Here is a 23754-nt window from a genome sequence, read left to right as displayed (position 1 = left end):
ACACCGTAAAGGCGATGCCTCTACACTGTAAAGGCAATGTCTCTACAGTGTAAAGGCAAAGGGTCGGAAGATTTACTCGATTTCCAGCTTCAGCACCTGGATGGAGCCGTCGCGGAAGACACCGTCGGGAATTGCCAGGCTGACAGAGCCGCCACTGGTGGCAGTGCAGTCCACAGGCTGCCCCGTCTCCAACACCTGACAGCCGCCGACAGCCTTCACAGGAAGGGTGAGCTGGCTCATGGGCCGTGTCAGGAAGACGTAGAGCCAGTGCTTTCCGTTCTCCGTCTTCTGTGAGAGAAAGACGTCGGCGGGTGCCTCGATGTGTACGGGCGACGTGCCATAGACGGCCTCGCCGTTGGCCGCCATCCACCCGCCCATCTCGCGCAGGCGACGCACAGCCGGCAAGGGCAGGGTGCCGTCGGCCTTCGGGCCGATGTTGAGCAGATAATTGCCGCCTTTCGAGACGTTGCTCACGAGATAGGTCAGCATCTGCCTGGCCGGTTTCCAGTTGTAGTCCCTGGCATGGTATCCCCAGGATTGCTGCATGGTGGCGGGCGTCTGCCAGGGCCTGTCCTGCAGGGCGGCAGGGTACTCATTGTCCATCATCTCTAAGAAGTCGACATCGTCACCGGGATTGGTATAGCAGATGCGGCCGTTGATGAGACATTTCTTGCTGTAGGTGCGCACCAGACGGATGAGCTCGTCGCGCCGCGCGGGCGTGAGCAGCGTGCTCTCAGAGCCCCACGTGTCAAACCACAGCAGGTCGGGGTCGTAGTTGACCAAGAGCTCCTTCACCTGCGGCAGGCTTTTCTCCTCCCAGTATTTCTGGTACTCGGCGTCGGTGGGCTGCTTCTCCCACTCGGGCTTGGCCCCGCCGGGATGCTCCCAGTCCTCCCAGTGAGAATAATAGAATCCATATTTCAGTCCGTATTTCCTGCAAGCCTTCACCAACGGCGCCAACAGGTCTTTCTTGCCGGGCGTGAGCTCCACGTCGAAATGGGAGACCTTCGAGTCCCACAGCGCAAAGCCGTCGTGATGCTTGGCCGTGATGACAAGATAGCGCATACCGGCCTCTTTGGCCAGGCGCACCCACTCGTCGGGATTGTAACGGGGCGTGGAAAACTCCCTGGCCTTGCCCCGATAGACCTTATCGGGGATCTGCAGCCGCTTCTCGGCCCACTCGGCATACCAGCTCCTGCCGTTGGGCAGCGTGGCATCGGGGAGCGTGTGACCGTTGTAGCTGCCGGCGAAGATGGAATAGAGGCCCCAGTGGATGAACATCCCGAACTTGGCTTCGCGGAACCATTGGGCCTTGGCAGGGTCGAGTTTCAACGAGACGTCCTTCTGCGCGACTGACGGAAGCATCAGGACGAGAAGGGTGATAGCAATGAATAGTCTTTTCATGATGCGTAATACATGAGTCAAATAAAAACGCTGTTCAAGCGGAGATGGGGAAGGGTTATTGTGCGCAAAGGTAAGGCAAAATACTCAGAAGAGAGAGCGAAAGTAAAAAAAACAAGTGTTGGCTGTCACAAAAACGGGGACACCTGGCTGTAAATCAAGTGCAGGGTGGCCCCCCGTGGGCCACCTAAAATAACGTTCGACCGATTAGGGACCATGAATTCAAGTGCAGGGTGGCCCCCCGTGGGCCACCTAAAATAATGTTCGACCGATTAGGGACCGTGAATTCAAGTGCAGGGTGGCCCCCCGTGGGCCACCTAAAATAACGTTCGACCGATTAGGGACATCATTTGTGGTAGGGCACAGGGCCCTACCCTGCACTGCAATGTTCGACAATTCCTATTGGTTAGGACATTGCTTGTGGTAGGGCACAGGGCCCTACCCTGCACTGCAACGCGGAGATACAAAAAGAGGAGTCACCCGAAGGAAACTCCTCTTTTTGCCTTGTTGGCCTTTGTAATAGTGACTCCGCTGGGATTCAAACCCGGAACCTTCTGATCCGTAGTCAGATGCTCTATTCAGTTGAGCTACGGAGCCAAACCATCTCTAAAAATATGCGTGCTAACGAAAAGAAGTGACTCCGCTGGGATTCAAACCCGGAACCTTCTGATCCGTAGTCAGATGCTCTATTCAGTTGAGCTACGGAGCCATACTTTTTTGTAAGTGTCTGCAAAGTTACCGCGAAAAAATGGAATGACCAAATAATTTCGTGATTATTTTTCTAAGCTATTTCACCATGGCTGTACGCTTCACGCCGACAATGCCTGTGAGCTGATCGTCGAGATAGAACGTAGCCATGAGCGTATCCTTCCCTACGGCATATTTCAGCGTAAGCATTCGCAACTTCGCCGTGCGTGGTTGATAGGCGGTGCCGGGCTTGACGAGCTGCGTCTGCTCCGCCGTGCGGCGCATCACCTGCAGCATGGAGTCGGTGAGATGATGTGTGGAGTCAAGGTCCGACCACGCGATGCGGTCGGCCTGCTCCAGCGACATCGGCCCTTTCATGAACTGCTCCACATGACCCTTGGCCCTATGGACCTCGCCACAGGACGTAAGCGTCAGGACAAGAAAGCCCAGGCCCACGGCGGCCGTGTGCAGCAACTGCCGGCCCGCGAGCAAGCCGTATAGGGCTGCGGGCAGGCCGGTCATGGGTCGTGCTGACTTCCCGATTCTCATTTCTTCGGAATGTTCTTCAGAATCTCCAACAGGTGATCCCACACCATCTGCACGGTAGGAATGTAGAGGCACTCGTCCGGTGTGTGCACATTGCGCAGCGTGGGTCCGAAGCTCACCATGTCGAGGTTGGGGTATTTCTCCGAGAAGAGTCCGCACTCCAGTCCGGCATGGATGCCGCGCACGACAGGGTCTTTTCCGAAGAGCTTACGATAAGTCTCCTTGGCAATGCGCTGCAGCTGCGAGTCGTGCTTCGGCTGCCAGGCAGGGTAGCCGTCGGTCTGCACCACATCGGCTCCGGCAAGCACGTAGGCTGCCTCCACCGTATTGCAGATATTGTCAAGATTAGAGGTGACGTTTGAGCGCTGCGAGCTCACCACCTCCACCTTGTCGGCCTCGCTCTGTACGCTGGCCACGTTACTGGAGGTCTCCACCATCCATTCCAACTCCTTGTCCTGGCACATGGCGAAGACACCGTTGTCCACGGCCTGTAGTGCGCTGACAAGGTTGCGGCTCACCTTTTCGGGCATGACGCTCTGCGCCTCGGTGCTCTCCAGATGCCACTTCATGTGTGTGTCGGTGACGTGATACTCGTCCTCTACCTGCGCGGTGAAGACGTTCCAGTCTGCTTTCACCTGCTCTTTCTTGTCTTCAGGTACGGCGAAGATGATTTTTCCATCGCGCGGGATGGCATTGTGCATCTTGCCGGAATTCCACTGGGCCAGGCGCACAGGCATCTTTTTCTGCTCCAGATAGAGGAACCGTGCGAGCACCTTGATGGCATTGGCGCGTTTCTTCTCAATATCGTCACCGGAGTGTCCGCCATTGAGTCCCTTGAGCGTAGCCTGCAAGAAGAAGAATCCCGCAGGAGCGTTCTCGCGCTGGAAATGGAATGTGGCGATGGTGCTTCGGCCGCCGGCACAGGAGATGAAGATTTGTCCTTCGTCCTCCGAATCAAGGTTGATGAGGTAGTCGCCGGTCATGAAACCGGGCTTCATGCCCAGCGCGCCGGTGAGCTGTGTCTCCTCATCACGGGTGAAGACACACTCGATGGGTCCATGCTCAATGTCGTCGGAATCGAGGATGGCTAACTCGATGGCGTCGCCGATACCGTCGTCGGCGCCGAGAGTGGTGCCTTTGGCGTGCATCCAGTCACCCTCGACATAGGTCTGGATGGCGTCTTTATGGAAGTCGAACTCCACATCCACCAACTTGTCGCAGACCATGTCCATATGGCTCTGCAGAATAGTGGTGGCGCGGTCCTCATAGCCTTTGGTGGCGGGTTTGCGGATGAGCACGTTACCGGTCTCGTCGACAATGGTCTCTAAATGGTGGCGCTGGCCAAAGTCCTTGAGATACTCGATCATTTTCTCCTCATGCTTCGACGGACGCGGTATCTTGTTGATAGCCGCGAATTGCTCGAATACGCGGGCGGGTTTTAATTCTGCCATAATCTATACTATTTAATATTGAATTTTTTGGTAATAAAACTCTAAATTGTTGCGTTATCTCTTTGTCATTTGTTTATTTAACGCTATCTTTGCAGCGCATAACACATAAATCCACTGCAAATTTAGCAAAATATGATAGAAATGTTGCTCCTCTCGGTGTTAATAATTGCTATATCGATAGCACTTCTCTCCGTGAAGGTCCTATTGCAGAAGAACGGACGCTTCTCATCGATGCACATCCATGACTCCCAGGCTATGAAAGACAGAGGCATCCATTGCGTCATCGATGAGGACCGTGAGATGCGGGCAGCGGGAAGGTTCAGATAATTAAATGTCTGAAAGAAGAGTGAGAAGGAAGAAGACGGTAGTGAATCATTAGAACTCAGATAATACACAGAAATATGAAGAAGAACATTCTCTTCGCCGTGGCTTTCGCCGTGGTCACGACGTTTGGGCTGACATCTTGCAACAAGAGCGCGCCCAAGATGGACGAAAAGACGACGACAACGCAGACGAAGGCTGCCAGCACAAAGATTGCTTACGTGGAGGTAGACTCCATCATGACGCAGTATCAGTTCTGCAAAGACTACTCCAAGATTCTCAATCTCAAGGGCACGAACATTCAGAAGACCCTTGCCAGCCGCCAGCAGGCACTGCAGGGCGCGGCTGCCAACTTCCAGCAGAAGGTGCAGCAGAACGCTTACACGCGCGAGCAGGCTGAGGCTATTCAGGCCGGACTGCAGAAGCAGAGCGGTGATCTGCAGGCTCTCAACCAGCGCCTGAGCAACGAGTTCCAGGCTGAGACCGCAAAGTACAACCAAGCATTGCACGACTCCATCCAGCACTATCTCGCCGTGTTCAACAAGGATGGCAAGTATGGCATGATCTTCGCCAAGCAGGGCGACAACGTGCTCTACGCCGACAAGGCCTACGACATCACCACAGAGGTTGTGGCAGGACTCAATAAGGCTTACAAAGGTAAGCCCGCAACACAGAAAAAGTAATAAGAAGATCTGGGGACTGGCATGTGACATGTCGGGACCCTAACTATTAGATTTATTTTTGGCAGCCCAGCGGGGCTGCTTTTTTTATGTCTTATTTCACCGCGAAGCGCTCTCTGAGGGCGATATGGTCGCTACTCGGGCCCACCATGACAGTGAAGTCGCCGGGCTCCACCATCTCCCGCATATCACGGCCTACAATGCTGAGCTGCTCTGGGCCTATATGGAAGACGAAGTGCTCGGTCACCCCTGCCCGGATGAAACGGCGGTCGAAAGCACGGAGCTGCATCACGGGCTGCGCCACCGACGCCACCTCGTCGCGGAGGTAGAGCTGCGGCACATCATCACCGTCGCGGCTGCCGGTGTTGGTCACGTCGAACGACACGTCAAACTGTTGCGGCCCACGCTGCGTGATGTGGAGATTGGAATAGCGGAACGTGGTGTAGCTCAGGCCGTAGCCAAAGGCATAAAGCGGCTGTCCGGACATCTCGACATAGGACTGCGCCACGGCCTTCTTGTTGTAGAACACCGGCAGCTGTCCCACGGCGCGGGGCACGGAAATGGGCAATCGTCCCGCGGGATTGTAAGCGCCGAAGAGCACGTCGGCAATGGCGTCGCCGCCTTCCTGCCCGGGATAGTAGGCTGTGAGCAGGGCGTCGGCATGCTCCGCCGGCCAGTTCTTCAGCAGCGGGCGGCCCTCTATATAGACCACCACGAGGGGCCTGCCTGTCTCTTTCAGCTCACGGAGCAAACGGTCTTGCAGGCCCAGAAGTCCGAGGGTGGCACGGTCGTAACCTTCGCCCGACTCCATATCGCTCAGGATAGCGGCACCGACCGTGGCGGCACCGGTCGCCTGATAACTTGTCTTGAAGTCGCGCGCGCTGCTGCCTCCCACACAAGCCACTACGACATCGGCCTGGCGCGCCGCCGCCACTGCCGCGGCAATGCCATTGGCCGTGGTGTCGCGGATGGCGCAGCCTTTCACGTAACTCAGCTGTGAGTCGGGCAGATAACGGCGCAGACCGTCGAGCACGGTCTTCACGTTGCCCGCATCCTGCGGTGCCGTGTAATCGCCTAACATATTATATACGTTGTCGGCATTAGGCCCCACGAGTACCACTTTGAGGTTGCGGGCGAGAGGCAGCACGCCGTTGTTCTTCAGCAGCGTGACCGATTTCAGAGCCACCTCACGGGCCACCCCTACGTTGTCGGGAGTGCGCACGCCGGCGACAGCCTTTGCGGGGTCTACATAAGGATGCTCGAAGAGGCCCATCTCAAACTTCATGCGCAGCACGCGGGCACACGCTGTGTCAATGACGGCCTGCGTGGTGAGCCCACGCTGCAGAGCCTCCTCCAAGTGGGCATAAGAGCGGCCGCCGAGATCCACGTCGACGCCGGCGTTGAGTGCCATCGCCGCAGCCTCCGTGAGGTCACACGCCACACGGTGATTCACGGCAATGCCGTCAACACTGTACAGGTCGGACACGATGAAACCCTTGAAGCCCCATTCCTGCCGCAGCACACCCTTGAGGTAGCCGTCGTCCATCGTCGAGGGCACGCCGTCGAGACTGTTGTAACTCGTCATCACCGACAGGGCACCCGCCTTGATGGCCGTGCGGAAAGGCGGCAGAAAGAACTGTCTGATCTCGCGTTGACCCAGACAGGTGGGTGCGCCATTGTGTCCACCCTCGGTGGTGCCGTAGCCGATGAAATGCTTCAGGGTGGGAAGGGTGGCATAGGGCTTCGACAAGTCACCGCCGCCGAGGCCTTCTACCTCCGCCGCAGCGATGTCTCCGGCCAGCACAGGGTCCTCACCCATATTCTCCTCCACCCTGCTCCACCGTGGCTCACGGCAGAGGTCGATGACGGGTCCATAGCTGATGTGGGCGCCTTGGAGCCGCATCTCACGGGCGATAACGCTGCCTGCGCGACGGATGACATCACGGTCGAAGGTGGCGGCCATGCCCAAGCCCGTGGGAAAGACGGTGGTGCCGATGGCCATGTGGCCGTGAGGAGCCTCCTCGGCGAGGAAGAGAGGAATGCCGAGACGCGTATGCTCCACAACATAGCGTTGCAGGGCATTGCCACAGAGGGCAGCAAGACGAGGGTTGAGACCGTTGCCCAGGGTCTTGCGCGTCCACGGGTCGGCGCGGTAAGTGGCCCACAACATGCCGATATGACTGTCAGCGACGGCTTGCTTGAACGATGCCGACGGCTCTACCTTCCGGCGGTTGAGAATGTCATAATAGTCCCAGGCAAGCACACAGCGCAGCTGTCCGATCTTCTCTTGCAGCGTCATGCGGCCCAAGAGATCGCTCACACGATCCGATACAGGCAGTGAGGCATCGCGATAAGGCAGTACACCCCTGGCCTGCACAGCGCAGAGGCCAACGAAAAGAGAAAGGGTGAGAAAAAGAGTTTTTCTATACACAATATTTGATTATTTTGAGTTTTAGTTGCAGAAGCGCAAGCGTAAGCATAGGTTTCGGTTCGCAAACTTACACAAAATATCCAAGACGACATGCCGGTTGTCCTAAAAAAATGCGCCCATACCGTATTTTTTCTGGCGAAAAACGGCTCCGATGATATTCCCTCAAGACTGTTTTTGGCGACAATCACGCAAATTAATTTTCGGTTTCAAAGGAAAAGGTATGGAAAGAATTTGTAATTTTGCATTTCAAAGAAGAGCGTGATGCAGTTAAGATTATTCCATTATAAGATACTCATTATTTCCGCCCTATTGCTTTTAACGGCACTGGTATGGCTTGTCGTTCGGGCCATGCCTGCTTCCGAGACCGACCTTCGCCGCAGCGCGTGCCTTGTCGACGGACGTGTCGACGTGTGCCTTGTCAGCGGGAGGGACACAGTGGCACTCAACAGCGATTCCGTCCGGCAACAGGGCGTATGGATCAACCGTCACTGGTGGTGGGCGAGCTGTGACGGCCGCGTGCTCACCATCGGCCCCACGTCGACGCTGCATGCCGACTCGGTGCCGGCAGTGTGCGATTCCCTCGTCAGCCTCTTAGCCCGCAAAGAAACCGAGCGCAAGGAGCTCATCTATTATCTCCGCTCCCACGGCATTGTCGACGAGGGCTACACACAGATCGCCGCCTACGCCAGCCGTCAGAGCCGGATGACCGACTCGTTGAAACAAGTCGTCGGTGAGCTGCGCCACATCTGCCGGACCGACAGCGCCGGACATCTCCATCCGGCCAGGCAGAGCCGGCTGATGCTCCGCGCCACCTACCACGTGAGTTGGTACAACGGCAGCAACCGCCGGCACAGCGTAGCATGCGCACCGGTAGTGGTGCCACTCTCCGGCAAGGCACAGACATTCATCATCCATACCCGCCGGTTGACAAAGCCCTGGGGCGTCTACGCCGTGCGAAACGTGCCCTGGGGAGCCACCGAGCACCGCAAGATCGTCACCGTACGGCTCTGTCCGGAGGACACCACACTGCGCTATCACGCTGTCATCGCCGCCGGCAACTATTGGCAGGGCCACGAGCACGACGTGCCAAGCCTCTTTGCCGTCGATGGCGCGCCGGTCTTCACCAAGCACGGACGCTTCATCGGAATCATCCATGGAAAGGAGGTGCTGCAATGAACCGCCTATTCGCTAAAGAAAGAAAAATACAAGAGAGAGAGCATCGCAATGAGCATAATAGTAATCATAACTCTCAACCCTCAACTCTCAACCCTCAACGGACCATATTCCTCAGCATTATCATTCTGTGCCTCACGGCTTGCACCATCCACACCAATGAGATCCACACCGTGCGTGGCAAGGGTGGCATCGTCTACCATGGACAGCTCGTCAAGGGCAAGCGCGAGGGCCTCGGCGTGCTCAGCTTAGGCGACAGCATACTCTACAGCGGACGCTGGCACAACGGCATGCGGCAGGGACGCGGCACCGTGAGAGATAGCGAGGGGCGACTTGTCATCGGACAATGGGATCACGACACCCTCGTCACGGCAATGCGACGCGACTCGGCAGGCATCTACCACGGCGAGATGGACCGTCAGTTCCGCGCACACGGCTACGGCCATTACATCGACACCCTCAACACCTATTATGAAGGACAATGGAAAGACGGGCACCGCACGGGCTTTGGCTTCTCGTCGCAGCACCGCTACTTCCGCGTAGGCGAGTGGTTGCGCGACACCTACAGGGGAGAGCGCCTCAACTATACCTCGGAGCGCGTCTACGGCATCGACCTGTCCAAGCACCAGCATGTACAAGGACGCAAGCGGTACTCCGTCGACTGGGACCGCCTGCGCATCACCCACCTCGGCTCACTGTCGAAGAAGAACGTGAGCGGACACGTCGACTACGAGGTCTCGTTCATCTTCATCAAGTCTACCGAGGGCGCGTCACTCCTGAATCCTTACTATGCTTCCGACTATGCGGCGGCACGCAGCCACGGCTACCCCGTGGGCTCTTACCACTATTTCACGCATCGCACCTCCGGTGCACAGCAGGCCTGGCACTTCCTGAGCCACAGCCACTTCAAGAAAGGAGACCTGCCGCCAGTACTCGACTTGGAGCCACTGCCCTCACAGGTGATAAAGATGGGCGGAGCAAGAGCTATGTGGAGCCGTGTGAGAAACTGGTTGCAGATTGTTGAGAAGGAGACAGGCATGCGACCTATCCTCTACATCAGTCAGACCTTCATAAACCGGTGGCTCGACTATGCGCCCGACATCAAGCAGACCTATCCCGTGTGGATAGCGCGCTACGGCGAGTACAAGCCGGACGTGAAGCTGTGGATATGGCAGCTCGCGCCTGACGGAAAGGTGCGCGGCATTGCACCGCACACCGATATCAATGTCTTCAACGGCTACAGAAACGAGTTCCGGCGGTGGCTCGCAAGAGTGACGAAAAAATAACAGCCTGCACACGAAACCCGACACAGGCCTCCCTCAAATTTATATGCTTACGCCGCCATAGTGCGTCGACGGGAAAATGCTATCGCGTCTACAGTGTAAAGGCATTGCGATTCAAGTGTAATGGCATTGCGATTCAAGTGTAAAGGCGATGCGATTCAAGTGTAATGGCATTGCGATTCAAGTGTAATGGACGTGCGATTCAAGTGTAATCATGTTGCCATCTCACTGAAAAGGCAAGTACAATCCAGACGATACCGTGTGGAAATTCTTCCGAAGAGGAGTCGTGACGCTTACAGTGCAGGGTAGGGCCCTGTGCCCTACCACAAATGATGTCCCGACCGATGATAAAGCGGTCGAACGTTATTTTAGGTGGCCCACAGGGGGCCCTGTGCCCTACCACAAATGATGTCCCAACCGATGATAAAGCGGTCGAACGTTATTTTAGGTGGCCCACAGGGGGCCCTGTGCCCTACCACAAATGATGTCCCGACCGATGATAAAGCGGTCGAACATTATTTTAGGTGGCCCACAGGGGGCCACCCTGCTGGGATGTTGGCACTTTTTGCCAAATGGGAAAAGACATGTCGCGAATTTTAACGGCGGCGAAAGGGTCCGCAAGAACCCTTTCGCCGCCGTTTCCTTTTTTGCATAGACAGTGATGACCGCTGCCGTAATCTCTCTTCTCAAAGAGCACCCTTTGCTTCAGATACGCTCTATCTGTCTCACGCCTTTCACCGCCTTGAGCTTCTTGACAAGCTGGTTGAGACGCGCGGTATCCTCGACCTGAATGGTGAGGTTGCCCGAGAAGAGGCCGTCATGAGAGTCGATATTGATAGACCGCATGACGATCTTCTCGTCTTTGGAGATGATGTTGGTAATGTTCGACACGATGCCGATGTCGTCGTGTCCCACCACGTGCAGGGTGATGGCGTATTTCGACGAGCCTTTACCGGCCCACCGTGCCTTGACGATGCGGTAGCCAAAACGTCGCCGCATCTCTGGTGCATTGGGGCAGTCGGAGCGGTGGATCTTGATGCCGCCACCGGCCGTCACGAAGCCGAAGATCGGATCGCCATAGATAGGATGGCAGCAAGGTGCAAGCTGGTAATCGATGCCCCTGAGGTTCTGGTCGATGGTGAGCACGTCGTCGCTCTCGCGCGTCAGCTCCTCCTCCGGACTCTCATAGTTGAACAGCTCGGCTGATACCGTCTCCTTATCCTTGTTCTCGGTGTGGTCGCGCGTCTCTATGTATCTGGCGATGATGTCGTTGGGATCGAGCTTGCCGTCAGCCACCTGCTTGTAGAAGTCAGACACCTCCTTGAATCCCATCTTCTTCACCAAGTGTGCCATGACGCTCTCCTCCACTTCGATATGCCGGTTCTTGAAGCGCCGTTCCAGAAGCTCCTTGGCATAGAGCCCGTCTTTCTGCTGTGTCTCCTTGAGGGCCAGACGAATCTTCGACTTGGCCTTGGGTGTGACGGCAATGGTAAGCCAGTCGCGCTTGGGCTTCTGGCTGCTCTGGGTGAGCACCTCCACGGTGTCGCCGGAGCGCAGCTCCTGCCGCATGGGGACAGCCTTGCCGTTGACGCGGCCGCCCACGCAGGTGTTACCGATATTGGAGTGGATGCGGTAGGCGAAGTCAAGCACCGTGGACCGCGCAGGAAACTTGAACAGGTCGCCGCGTGGCGTGAAGACATAGATGTCGTCGGGCTGCAGCGACATCTTGAACTGGTCCATCACCTGCAGGTTGTCGCCTGCCTCTAATGCCGTACGGATGTTGGCAAGCCACTCGTCCATCTGCCCTCCGCTCTTGATGCCTTTGTAGCGCCAGTGGGCAGCGAGACCGTGCTCGGCGATGTCGTCCATGCGCTCGGTGCGGATCTGCACCTCCACCCATTTGTTCTCAGGACCTAACACGGTGATGTGCAGGCTCTCGTAGCCATTCGACTTCGGCACCGACAGCCAGTCACGCAGCCGCTTGGGGTTGGGCTGATACATGTCGGTGACAATAGAGTAGACCTGCCAGCACTGCTGCTTCTCCTTCTCCAAGGGCGCGTCGAGGATGATGCGGATGGCGAAGAGGTCGTAGATACCCTCGAAACCGCACTGTTGCTTCTTCATCTTCTGCCAGATGGAATGGATTGACTTCGTGCGGCCTTTCATGTGGAACCTCAGCCCTGCCCGCTCCAGACGCTCATGGATAGGCCCGATGAAGCGGTCAATGTAGGCGTCACGGCTCGCCTTAGTGGCGTTGAGCTTGTCCTTGATCATGTAGTAGGCGTCATGCTCTAAGTATTTGAGTGAGAGGTCTTCCAACTCTGACTTCAGGGTGTAGAGGCCGAGCTTGTGAGCCAGAGGGGCATAGAGATACGATGCTTCCTCAGCCACCTCGTGCTGTGCCGCCCTGTCGGGCGTGTCGCGGATGAGGCGCATCACGCACACACGGTCGGCGATCATGATGAGGATGACACGCATGTCCTCGGCAAACGACAGCAGCAGGTTGCGGAAGTTATCGCTCTCGATGACCGGATTCTTGTCGTAGAGATGCTGTAACTTATAGAGTCCATGCACGATATGCTCCACGGTCTCGCCGTATTTACACTGTATCTCTCCGAAGTCGTCGAAGCGGCATCCCCAGAGCAGTGTGGCGATGACAGAATCACGGTTTAGTCCTATCTCGTCCACACAGATGTGCGCCGTCTCCAAAGCGGTGACGATGGGGTTCAGGCCAAAGACATCACGCCTGACGCGGCCATCGGCTATGGCGGCGCCGAGACTTGTCTGGAGCATCATCCTATCGGATTGCGTCATGGCGTCACCCACCTTCTCTATAAGGTAGCGGCGAAGTTGCCACGCCTCATGGAGCTCTTCACGGGAAAAAACAAAAGGCATCTCTTCCATCTCTATCTGATTAAATAATGTCCGGCCGACGGGTCACTTCCTGCAGTGCAGGGTAGGGCCCTGTGCCCTACCTCAAATAACGTTCGACCGATAACACAATGATTGAGGACATGATCTGTGGTGGCCCACAGGGGGCCACCCTGCACATATGTCCGGCCGACGGGTCACTTCCTGCAGTGCAGGGTAGGGCCCTGTGCCCTACCTCAAATAACGTTCGACCGATAACACAATGATTGGGACATGATTTGTGGTGGCCCACAGGGGGCCACCCTGCACATATGTCCGGCCGACGATATGTTCGGTCGACGATATGTTCGGCCGACGATATGTCCGGCCGACGATATGTTCGGCCGACGACGTCCCTGCACATTGTCCTTACTCGGCCAGACACCCGTCCAGCTCCGCCTCGATGGCCTTGCGGTCGAGTCTCTGTCCGATGAACACGATCTTCTGCATGCGGTCACCCACCACGGGATCCCAGTCCTTCTTCACGTCAGGGTTCTTCTCAAGGAAATCCTGAAGCTCACCGGCGGGCATCGTGGCATACCACTGACCCGCGTTGGTAATATTAAACTGCTTACCCGACTGCTCGAAGAGATAACAAGTCTCTTTTTCGTCGGCGAAATAGCACATGCCCTTGGCACGGATCACGCCCTTGGGCCACTTCGTGGAGACAAACTCATCGAAGTCACCTAAGTTCATCGGTTGGCGGCGTTTCCACACGAAGGTCTCGATGCCGTACTCTAACGCCTCGCCACTCTCCGCGTTCTCCAACTCATCGTCATCGTCTTCCATGGCCTCAATCCAGCGCGCCGACGTGGCCACCTTGTCAAAATTGAACAAGTGGGTGTTGAGAATCTTGTCGAAGTCCACGTCGCCGTAGTTGCATTCGTAAATCTCAGCCTTGGGCTGGATGGCCTTGATGACGGCCCTGAGGTGCTTCAGCTCGTCGGGCGAGATCTCCGCGGCCTTGTTGATCAGGATGATGTTGCAGAACTCTATCTGCTGGATGACGAGGCTCGCTAAGTCGTCCTCGCCCATGTCGGGCTTCTTCAGGGCGTCGCCCAGACCGAACTCGTCGCGCATGCGCAGGGCGTCGACCACGGTGACGATGGCGTCGAGACGGGCCACGCCGTTCTTCATGATCTCCCCCGGAATCATCTGCGGATAGGTGGAGATGGTCTGCGCGATGGGCGCAGGCTCGCAGATGCCCGAAGCCTCAATGACGATATAGTCGAACTTCTTCTGGTTGATGATGTCGTTGAGCTGTTGCACGAGGTCCATCTTCAGCGTACAGCAGATACATCCATTCTGCAGTGCCACAAGAGAGTCGTCGCCCTGGCCCACTACGCCGCCGCCCTGGATGAGCGAGGCGTCGATGTTCACCTCTCCGATATCGTTGACGATGACGGCGAAACGGATGCCTTTCTCATTCTTCAGTATCCGGTTGAGAAGCGTGGTCTTGCCGCTGCCTAAATAACCCGTGAGCAGCAAAACGGGAGTTTCCTTATTCTCCATTTTATGATTCACTTATCGTTGTATGTGATGCAAAAGTACAAAATAAGTGCCAAAGATGGTGATAAACGCCGTAAGTTTCATTATTTTTAGGTAATGTGGCCGCCACCTGTTCGATCACCGGACGAATCGTCACAGTGCAGGGTGGCCCCCCCGTGGGCCACCACGAAGAATGTCCCAACCCTTGTTCCATCGGCCGAACATTGTTTGAGGTGGCCCACAGGGGGCCACCCTGCACCACCACCCTTGAATGCGTGTTCACGAAAGCATTAAAAAAGCATAAAACAGGCTGTCATGACGTCCCGTTTCCTTTGTCTTTCAGTGGAAAGGCATTACTTTTGCAGGTAACAAGATAAACAATTGTTTTAACACACATAAATCATTTACACAATGAAGATTTCAAAGATTCACGCACGTGAGATTCTGGATTCCCGTGGCAATCCTACAGTAGAGGTTGAAGTAACACTGGAGAACGGCGTTATGGGCCGTGCCAGTGTCCCGTCAGGTGCCAGCACCGGTGAGAACGAGGCCCTCGAGCTTCGCGACGGCGACAAGAAGCGCTTCGGCGGAAAGGGAGTGCTGAAAGCTGTGGCCAACGTCAACGACGTCATCGCACCCGCTCTCGTGGGCTGGGATGTCTTCGACCAGCGCGGCCTCGACTACAAGATGCTGGAGCTCGACGGCACTCCTACCAAGAGCACGCTCGGCGCCAACGCTATCTTAGGCGTGTCTCTCGCTGCTGCTCACACGGCTGCCGAGGCACTGCACATGCCTCTGTACCGCTACATCGGCGGCTGCAACAGCTATACACTCCCCGTGCCGATGATGAACATCATCAACGGCGGCGCTCACTCTTCCGCTCCCATCGCCTTCCAGGAATTCATGATCCAGCCACGCTCTGCCAAGAGCGAGAAGGAGGCTATCCGCTGCGGCGCTGAGGTCTTCCACGCATTAGGCAAGCTGCTCAAGGGCCGCGGCCTCTCCACAGCCGTAGGCGACGAGGGCGGCTACGCTCCCGCACTCAACGGCATCGACGACGCTCTCGAGAGTATCTGCCAGGCTGTCAAGGACGCCGGCTATGAGCCAGGCAAGGACGTCACCATCGCAATGGACTGCGCTTCCTCTGAGTTCGCTTATCAGAAGAACGGCAAGTGGTTCTACAACTACAAGCAGCTCACCAACGGCATGCCGAAGGATCCTAACGGCAAGGAGCTCGATGACGAGGGCCAGATCGCTTACCTCGAGGAGCTCTGCAACAAGTATCCTATCGCTTCCATCGAGGACGGACTCGACGAGAACGACTGGGAAGGCTGGCAGAAACTCACCGCAAAGCTCGGCGACCGCATACAGCTCGTGGGCGATGACCTCTTCGTCACCAACACGAAGTTCCTGGAGAAGGGCATCAAGATGCACGTGGCCAACGCCATCCTCATCAAGGTCAACCAGATCGGTTCACTCACCGAGACCCTCGAAGCCATTGAGATGGCCCACCGTCACGGTTACAACACCGTCACCTCTCACCGTTCGGGAGAGACAGAAGACACCACCATCTCCGACATTGCCGTGGCTACCAACAGCGGACAGATCAAGACCGGTTCGATGAGCCGCACCGACCGTATGGCAAAGTACAACCAGCTCATCCGCATCGAGGAAGAACTGGGCTCGGAGGCTCGTTACGGTTATCACCGTTTGGACCGCAACCTCTAATCCTCAGACATTGAGAATTCATCCATAGACGATCCCGTACCGGCATGCCGATGCGGGATCGTCGTGTGCAGGGTGGCCCCCCGTGGGCCACCTAATATTATGTTCGACATTATTAGAATGATGAAATGATAGAAAAAGCTTATCCTGTGGGCCACCTAATATTATGTTCGACCGATTTATTATATCGGTTGGGGCATTGCTTGTGGTGGCCCACAGGGGGCCACCCTGCACGGAACGGACTGCTTTCCGTCGTGGTGCAAATGAAAAAAACGGGAGAAAACATACACATATTGGCGTTTTTACACTAACTTTGCCAATAGAAACACCTTATCGCGACGGCATCTTCCCGACATCTCCGCCGGTGAACGGCCCCGCAACCATGAAATTATATACTATTATATACTATTTATTATGAGAAAACTGCCACTTTCAATGAACGTCAGACACCTGTTCGCAATGGCCTTGTGCGCGCTGAGCCTGAACGCGACGGCGCAGCAGCACGTCGAAGTCAAGGTCGCCGGCGGCCTGCTTTCCGGCATCGACTCCTCAGGAGTCAAGGTCTTCAAAGGCGTACCCTTTGCCGCGCCACCCGTGGGCCCGCTGCGCTGGCGGGAGCCTCAGCCCGTGACCCCATGGCAGGGCGTGCGCCCGGCCACCGAGTTCGGTCCCAATCCCATGCAGGAACGACTCTTCGGCGACATGAATTTCGGCACGTCGAAGATGAGTGAGGACTGTCTCTACCTCAACATCTGGACCCCCGCGCGGACAATGAACGAGCGGCTGCCCGTACTCATCTATTTCAATGGCGGCGGCTGGATGGCCGGGAGCGGCAGTGAGCCACGCTATGCCGGACAGGCCATGGCACGCAAGGGCGTCATCGCCATCACGGCCAACTACCGCGAGGGCATCTTCGGATTCTTCACCCTGCCCGCCCTGTCAAAGGAGAGCGCGTGGCACGGCAGCGGCAACTACGGACTCATGGACCAGGCAGCGGCCATCCAGTGGGTGAAGGACAACATCACGGCCTTTGGCGGCGACCCCTCGCAGATCACCATCGCGGGCGAGTCGGCCGGCTCATTCTCGATAAGTGCACTCATGGCCTCGCCCCTGAGCAAGGACCTCTTCGCCCGCGCCATCGGTTCCAGCGGCTCCGTCCTCGGCTTTAGCGACCTGCCGACACTCAAGGAAGCGGAAGCCAACGGCACACAGATGATGAAGAAAGCCGGCGTCAAGTCACTCAAAGAGCTGCGCGCCATGCCGGCAGAGGAGCTCATGCGCCGCGTCCACATGACCGGCATGCCCATGCCGTGTATCGACGGACGATTCTTCACCGAACAGCCCGCGCGTGTCTTCGCCGAAGGACGACAGGCCCGCGTGCCACTGCTCTTAGGCGGCAACAATCAGGAGATGACACTCAACGTCAACACCATAGAGAAGGCCAAAGACATGGCACGCAAGGCCTACGGAGCCGCCACCGACGACATCTTCCCCCTCTACGGCATCCACACCGACGCTGACCTGCAGGGGCGCCCAGGCATAGACCTGGCCTCCGACCTGTTCCTTGACTTCGCCACCTGGCGCTGGGGCTACGAGCACGCCCTCACCGGCACGCAGCCCGTCTACCGCTACCGCTATTGTCACCCGCGGCCGGCCATGGCCGTGAAAGGCAAGGTGGCCGGCCTGGCCGGCGGCGTGGAAGATGCCAAAGACGGACAGGCAGCCACACCGCGCGACAAAGGCGCCGTGCACGCTGCCGACATCGAGTACGCCATGGGCACGCTGCCCACCAACCGCGTCTACGACTGGCAGCCGGAAGACTACTGGATATCGGACATCTTTTCCAACTATTACGCTAACTTCATCCGCACGGGCAATCCCAATGGCCTCGGCCTCACACCGTGGCCTGCCATCAACGACGCCGTCAAAGGCCATGCCGTGGAGCCCATCCTGCAGATCGACATCAACACGCGCGTGGAGAGAGAAGCACAGCGTGAGGCACGCAACAGGCTGATCCGCGAAAAGGTGTGTCCGCAGCAGAAGTAGCGGCTGCGTCCCTACCCCATCATTATCCATTTCCGTGTACGCCGTAATCGCATCGCCTTTACGGTGCAGACGCATCGCGTGTACGGTGCAATCGCATCGCGTGTACGGCGTAATCGCGTCGCGTGTACGATGAAAACCATGCAGGGTCAGTTTTGTGCCCGGCCCCCAGAAAAATGTCCCAACCATTGATTCATCGGTTGGGACATCGTTTCATTGGTCAAACATCATTTGAGGTGGCCCCCGTGGGCCATAACATTTCGCACAGTGCAGGGTAGGGCCCTGTGCCCTACCTCAAACAATGTCCCAACCGATGAAACAATGTTCGACCGATGAAACAATGTTCGACCGATGAAACAATGTTCGACCGATTTTTTAAACATGGTTGGGACATTTTTTGAGGTGGCCCACGGGGGGCCACCCTGCACTATATATGTCTTTCTGTCAAAAAAACATGTTCTTCTATCATTTACGCTTCTTTTTTTTGTCATTGTCATTGAAATGAAGTACTTTTGCAGAAAACCAATGACAGATGGCGCTTAGAGATGACACCGACATCGTGGACATGCTGCGGGAAGGACAGGAAGAAGGCTACCGGTACCTGTTCCAGCGCCATTACGCTCCCCTGTGCGCCATTGCCTATGAATATGTTCGTGACGACTTTGTGGCCGAGACCATCGTTGCCGACGTATTCTTTCATGTCTGGCAGATCCGCCAGCGTCTCATCGTGCACACTTCCCTAAGGAATTATCTGGCCGTCGGCGTGCGCCGTCACTGCCTCGACTGATTGAGAGAACAACAGCGACGGCGACTGGTGCCCGCCACAGAAGCCACGGCCGAGCAGGCTGCCGACGACAGCTATCCCCTGGCGCGACTGCTCGACGGAGAGTTGGAAGAGGTGGTCAGGAAGGCCGTCGACACCCTGCCCTGCGACTTCCGCCGTGTCTTCGCCATGAGCCGCTACGACGGAAAGAAGAACAACGAGATAGCCCAAGAGCTCGGCATCTCGGTCAATACTGTGAAGTATCACCTTAAGAATGCCCTGCGACTGCTGCGCGCCAACCTGCAACAATACTTGGAGGCACTCTTCTTTTTATTCATCTCGCAACAATAATCTTTTTTTTTCACTATCCACCCGCGCGCGCTTTTACGTCCTCTTGATGTAAAAGCTCCATGATGAAGAACACACACAAAGAAATCACCGAACTTATCTTCCGCTGTCTGATCGGCGGAGCCCCGCCGTCAGACTGGGAGGCCCTACGCCGCTGGATCTCGTTATCAGCCGACAACGCCCGTCACTTCCGGCAACTACAGGACTTGTGGACTTCTTCCGAGGCCGTCGGGTCGTTGTCGCGCTTCGATGGCACAGCGGCGTTTGAGAACTTCCGCTCGCGTGTGGCGGCTGATGGTGGCTTCTGTCCCGACGAAGAGTTGACTGCGGCCGAGAGTGTCGCCGTGGATCCTGCTGCGGACAGCGATCCGGCACTCCCCCCGCGGCGGTCGTGGCTGAGCATGCCCGTGTGGATGCGCTGGGCGGCCGTCATTCTCATCATCGCCGGCGGCTGCTGGCAGTTCTACCGCCACGGTCAGCAGAGCGTGGAGCGGCAGTTGGCACGCATCAGTGTGGAAGCACCCGACGGCTCTCGCACCGTCACCACCCTGCCCGACGGCACCCGCATCACGCTCAACGCCGGCAGCCGCATCACCTATTCACAAAGCTTCGGCCTCAACGACCGCGACGTCGTCCTCAGCGGCGAGGCTTACTTTGAGGTGGCACATCACACCGGCAAGCCTTTCAGCGTCACCACGCCCAGCATGAGCGTCAGGGACATCGGCACGAAGTTCAGTCTGGCCGACTATCCCAATGCCGACGAGGCCGAGGTGGCACTCATCGAGGGCAGCGTGGAACTGGGCAACCGCATCGCCAGCGGCAGTGTCGTGATGCGGAAAGGACAACACGCCGTCATCTCAAAGCACGACGGACACCTCACCATCACCGACGACGCCACCAACAACGACGTGGCGTGGACACAACACGAACTGGTGCTCGACGGAAAGTCCATCTACGCCATCGCACATGAGCTGGAGCGCGACTACAGCGTCACCGTCACCGTGAAGAACGGACAACTCGCCACACTCCATTTCTATGGCCGCTTCGACACACGCCTGCAGTCGCTCACCGACGTGCTCAACGCCCTCAAGACCACCGGAAAGCTCAACTACAACCTGACCGGAAGAAAGGTGACACTCTACTAAAACAACATACCAACAACTATTTCAATTCCTAACAAACACCTATTATGAACAAGAAAAAAGTCTTTCTTGCGGCATTGATCTTATCCGGTAACTTAGGGATCTTTGCCCAAAGCCTGACCCTGCGGCTCAGTCACGTCACGGTCAGCAAAGCCATGACAGAGCTGAGAAAGCAGTCAGGCTACTCCTTCGTCTTCGAAGGCGGCGATGTCGATACCCGCCGCCGCGTGACTGTCGATGCGAAGAGCGTGCGTCAGGCCGCCGACCAGATCCTCGCGTCACAGGACGTGAGCTACACCATTCAGGGCAAGAGCATCATCGTCACCGGCCGCCGTGCCCAAGCCTCCGAATCGCCTCAGCGTACCGAACGTCGCGAGACCGGTACCCGCACCATCCGTGGCCGCGTCACCGACGAAAACGGCGAGCCCGTCATTGGGGCCAGCGTGCGCGACTCTCAGAATCTTTCGAATGGGACCGTTACCGATGTCGACGGAAATTACAAAATCAATTTAAATGACGACAGCAACATCATAGTCTCATATATTGGCTTCGACAGTCAAACTCTGCATATCGATGGTTCCAGTAATCTCAATGTGCGTCTCCGTGAAACCCAAAAAGATCTGAATGAAATTGTAGTCATCGGATATGGTACACAACGTAAGAGTGACCTCACGGGCTCTGTGGTATCGATTAGTGAGGGAAAATTCTCTGAGGGTGTCAATACAAATGCCTTCCAGATGATAAACGGCAAAGCAGCTGGCGTAAATGTCAGTCAAGTGAGCTCAGAACCAGGAGCATCGACAAAAATTCAAATTCGGGGAGCAGGCTCCATTAATAGTAGCAATGCTGCTCTCGTCGTCGTTGATGGTCTTCCTGGCGTCGATCCGTCCTCCCTTAATCCAAATGATGTAAAGTCTATTGAAATACTAAAGGACGCGTCAGCCGCCGCCATATATGGTACACGCGCCGCCAACGGTGTAGTACTCATTACCACTAAGAATGGTAATACCAACCAACCATTACGAGTTACATTCGCAGCAGAAGTAGCATTACAGTCTGTGGCAAAGAAGATAGATATGCTCAACGCCAAGGAGTACATGCAAACTCTTAACACTTTACGCGCAGAAGCAAAGAATCCTGAAGGTCCTATATTCACCCAAGAGCAGATAGAGGCTGCTGGAAATGGAACTAACTGGCAGGACGAGATATTCCGCAGTGACGCACCAGTACAGACCTATCGTGTTGGATTCTCAGGAGGAGGGACAAAACATAACTTTTATGTCGGTCTAAGCGTGATGGACCATAAAGGTCTCGTTAAAAAAACCGATTTGACAAAGTATAATGTACGCGCCAACTTCAATGCTAACCCAACAAATTTCTTACGAATTAAGTTCAACATCAACTACACCCGCAATGATGGCAATTCCATCTATATCGGCAATGGAGTCAACGAGAATGCCGGCGTCATCAATTCAGCTATACAATTTGATCCCACAATGCCGACAGGAATAGATCCAACGACAGGCCGTTATTATGCCAATCCCTACATTTCACTCGACAATCCTTTAGCATTACTCAACGGTATTGACCAAGACAAGCACTCAAATAATCTCTATGGCACTTTAGCTCTTGAGCTGGAACCTATGAAAGACCTTGTGCTCACTGGCAGAATTGGAGCCGACCTCAACTCGTACATGAATAATTTTTACCGGTCACGCATTACGAAGCTCGGGCAGGCCAATGGTGGTATAGCAGAGAAAAACAGTGGAGAAGACACGCAGTGGCTCGCAGAGTTTATGTTGAATTATAAACATACCTTTGCACAAGTGCATAACTTCTCAGCTATGGTGGGCACTACTTTTGAACAGTTCAAACAAGACTATATAACGGGTGATGCCACAGGATTTCTTTCGGATGTATTGAAATATAACAACATGCATAGCGGTGACAACGACAATGGCGACGACGTGTATTCATCCAATAGCCGTAACAGGCTTAATGGCTTTCTTGGCCGCATCAACTACTCTTTTTTAGACCGCTACCTTCTCACAGCCTCCTTCCGCTACGATGGCTCATCACGCTTCTCCAATGACAACAAATATGCTTTTTTCCCTTCTGTTGCGGCAGCTTGGCGCATCTCAGAAGAGCCATGGATGAAAAATATAAACGTCCTCAATCAACTGAAGTTGCGTCTTGGATACGGACAACTTGGCAACCAAGGCATAGACAACTATGCAACACGCCAAACACTCGTTGCAGGTGGATCGGCCGTATTCGGCGACAAGCTTGAACAGGGAGTGGTAGCAGCAAGGCTCCCCAATAGAAACTTGAAATGGGAGACAACGGAAGAATACAATATTGGTTTTGACTTTGGCTTCCTGAAGAACCGCATATCGGGAAGTATCGACTACTATGTACGTAATACCAGAGACCAACTCTTCAACAAGCCATTACCTTCTTCCATTGGCTTCAGTAATATCATGGTCAATGCAGGCAAGGTCAGGAACTCGGGTATAGACTTGGTACTTAATTCGGTTAATATAGACAACAAAGACCTGCAATGGGAAACAGCTCTCAATGTCTCATATCTGAAGAATAAAGTTATCAAACTTCCCGACTATATACCACAACTCATCACCGGCTCAATGGCGTCATTTGTCTCTGACTTTAACATAACACGTGTCGGTGATCCTATCTATTCCTTCTATGGTTACAAAGTCGACGGAATCTTCCAGCAAGATGATGACGTGGCTAAGTCAGGGCAACCCAATGCCAAGCCTGGCGATCTGAAATTCCACGACGAGTCAGGAGACGGGAAGATTACATCCGATGACCGTACGATTCTTGGCAAGCCTTTTCCTGATGTAACATTCGGTCTTACCAATACACTTCGCTGGAAAGGATTTACGCTGTCGGTGTTCTTACAAGGTGTTTTTGGAATCAGTATGCTTGATATCAATGTTATGGAATCATTCTATCCTACCAATGAATACCGCAACAGAATAGCAAAATACTACCGACATCGCTGGACGGCCGATAACCCCAGCAACGAATACCCCAGCGGCGTGAATTCCACAGACTATGGCGGGCAGTTTTGTGTAAATTCTAAGACCGTAGTCGATGCTTCTTTCCTCAGAGTGAAAAACATCAGCTTGAGTTACGACATCCCGTTAAGAAGCCACAAGATTTTCCAAGGCTTACAAGCTTATGCCGCTATTGACAACCTCGTTACATTTACCAGTTACGACGGCTATGACCCAGATGCCAGTGCGACAGGAGCCAACGCTGTATCAAAAGTGGCCTACAACAGCTATCCCTTAGCACGCACTGTCAGATTGGGAGTAAACCTAACATTTTAAACA

16 protein-coding genes and 2 tRNA genes are annotated in these 23754 nt (G+C 55.4%); 10 read left to right on the top strand and 8 right to left on the bottom strand.

The annotated features are described in order from the left end of the window. Window positions 1-72 precede the first annotated feature (72 nt). The 5 genes from PREMU_RS11385 to PREMU_RS11365 all read right to left on the bottom strand — a co-directional run bounded on the left by PREMU_RS11385 (window position 73) and on the right by PREMU_RS11365 (window position 4085). Window positions 73-1404 (bottom strand): alpha-L-fucosidase, encoded by a 1332-nt coding sequence (locus PREMU_RS11385; protein ID WP_007575478.1) that lies wholly within the window; start codon window positions 1402-1404, stop codon window positions 73-75. A gap of 520 nt (window positions 1405-1924) precedes the next feature. Then, window positions 1925-1998, bottom strand: a tRNA-Arg gene (locus tag PREMU_RS11380). Window positions 1999-2036: 38 nt separating this feature from the next. Continuing rightward, a tRNA-Arg gene (locus PREMU_RS11375) sits at window positions 2037-2110 on the bottom strand. 77 nt (window positions 2111-2187) lie between these two features. Further along, window positions 2188-2637: a hypothetical protein gene (locus PREMU_RS11370; protein WP_007575476.1), complete on the bottom strand. Its 450-nt coding sequence runs from the start codon at window positions 2635-2637 to the stop codon at window positions 2188-2190. Then, complete coding sequence (locus tag PREMU_RS11365) at window positions 2634-4085, bottom strand: aminoacyl-histidine dipeptidase (protein WP_007575474.1); 1452 nt, start codon at window positions 4083-4085, stop codon at window positions 2634-2636. Before PREMU_RS11365 ends, PREMU_RS11370 begins: the two co-directional genes overlap by 4 nt. Window positions 4086-4217: 132 nt before the next feature. Here PREMU_RS11365 and PREMU_RS11360 point away from each other — a divergent pair, with 132 nt between their 5' ends. Both PREMU_RS11360 and PREMU_RS11355 read left to right on the top strand, forming a co-directional pair. Then, window positions 4218-4412, top strand: coding sequence for a hypothetical protein (locus PREMU_RS11360; protein ID WP_007575472.1), 195 nt, complete (start codon window positions 4218-4220; stop codon window positions 4410-4412). A 74-nt stretch (window positions 4413-4486) separates the two neighbouring features. Further along, window positions 4487-5089 (top strand): OmpH/Skp family outer membrane protein, encoded by a 603-nt coding sequence (locus PREMU_RS11355; protein ID WP_007575471.1) that lies wholly within the window; start codon window positions 4487-4489, stop codon window positions 5087-5089. 91 nt (window positions 5090-5180) lie between these two features. On the opposite strand, the gene PREMU_RS11350 is transcribed toward PREMU_RS11355, so the two are convergent. Further along, window positions 5181-7517 carry a glycoside hydrolase family 3 N-terminal domain-containing protein gene (locus tag PREMU_RS11350; protein ID WP_007575468.1) on the bottom strand — a complete coding sequence of 779 codons (2337 nt, stop codon included), beginning with the start codon at window positions 7515-7517 and terminating at the stop codon, window positions 5181-5183. Between the two features lie 261 nt (window positions 7518-7778). Between PREMU_RS11350 and PREMU_RS11345 the strand changes: the two genes are divergently transcribed. Together PREMU_RS11345 and PREMU_RS11340 are read left to right on the top strand one after the other, a co-directional pair. Next, on the top strand, window positions 7779-8693 hold the full coding sequence (locus PREMU_RS11345) for a hypothetical protein (protein WP_007575466.1): 915 nt from the start codon (window positions 7779-7781) through the stop codon (window positions 8691-8693). Next, window positions 8690-9976 (top strand): GH25 family lysozyme, encoded by a 1287-nt coding sequence (locus PREMU_RS11340; RefSeq protein ID WP_007575464.1) that lies wholly within the window; start codon window positions 8690-8692, stop codon window positions 9974-9976. Before PREMU_RS11345 ends, PREMU_RS11340 begins: the two co-directional genes overlap by 4 nt. Window positions 9977-10678: 702 nt before the next feature. Here the strand turns inward: PREMU_RS11340 and PREMU_RS11335 are convergent. Both PREMU_RS11335 and PREMU_RS11330 read right to left on the bottom strand, forming a co-directional pair. Continuing rightward, window positions 10679-12877, bottom strand: a complete 2199-nt coding sequence (locus tag PREMU_RS11335; protein ID WP_007575463.1) for a RelA/SpoT family protein — start codon at window positions 12875-12877, stop codon at window positions 10679-10681. Window positions 12878-13252: 375 nt separating this feature from the next. Then, complete coding sequence (locus PREMU_RS11330) at window positions 13253-14395, bottom strand: CobW family GTP-binding protein (RefSeq protein ID WP_007575462.1); 1143 nt, start codon at window positions 14393-14395, stop codon at window positions 13253-13255. Between the two features lie 387 nt (window positions 14396-14782). Here PREMU_RS11330 and eno point away from each other — a divergent pair, with 387 nt between their 5' ends. From eno to PREMU_RS11305, 6 genes are all read left to right on the top strand, one after another. Then, complete coding sequence (gene eno / locus PREMU_RS11325) at window positions 14783-16099, top strand: phosphopyruvate hydratase (RefSeq protein WP_007575461.1); 1317 nt, start codon at window positions 14783-14785, stop codon at window positions 16097-16099. Window positions 16100-16510: 411 nt separating this feature from the next. After that, entirely contained in the window at window positions 16511-18142 is a 1632-nt protein-coding gene (locus PREMU_RS11320; RefSeq protein WP_419185123.1) for a carboxylesterase/lipase family protein, read from the top strand. A gap of 529 nt (window positions 18143-18671) precedes the next feature. Then, on the top strand, window positions 18672-18926 hold the full coding sequence (locus tag PREMU_RS14255; protein ID WP_050796426.1) for a sigma factor: 255 nt from the start codon (window positions 18672-18674) through the stop codon (window positions 18924-18926). Continuing rightward, window positions 18927-19253 carry a sigma-70 family RNA polymerase sigma factor gene (locus PREMU_RS14250; RefSeq protein ID WP_050796425.1) on the top strand — a complete coding sequence of 109 codons (327 nt, stop codon included), beginning with the start codon at window positions 18927-18929 and terminating at the stop codon, window positions 19251-19253. It begins immediately after the preceding gene. Window positions 19254-19312: 59 nt separating this feature from the next. After that, entirely contained in the window at window positions 19313-20395 is a 1083-nt protein-coding gene (locus tag PREMU_RS11310; protein ID WP_007575458.1) for a FecR family protein, read from the top strand. Between the two features lie 44 nt (window positions 20396-20439). Continuing rightward, window positions 20440-23751, top strand: coding sequence for a TonB-dependent receptor (locus tag PREMU_RS11305; protein WP_007575457.1), 3312 nt, complete (start codon window positions 20440-20442; stop codon window positions 23749-23751). Window positions 23752-23754: the final 3 nt, after the last annotated feature.

The organism is Hallella multisaccharivorax DSM 17128, from assembly GCF_000218235.1.
GTDB lineage: Bacteria > Bacteroidota > Bacteroidia > Bacteroidales > Bacteroidaceae > Prevotella > Prevotella multisaccharivorax.
This window is presented reverse-complemented; position numbering and strand designations above follow the sequence as displayed.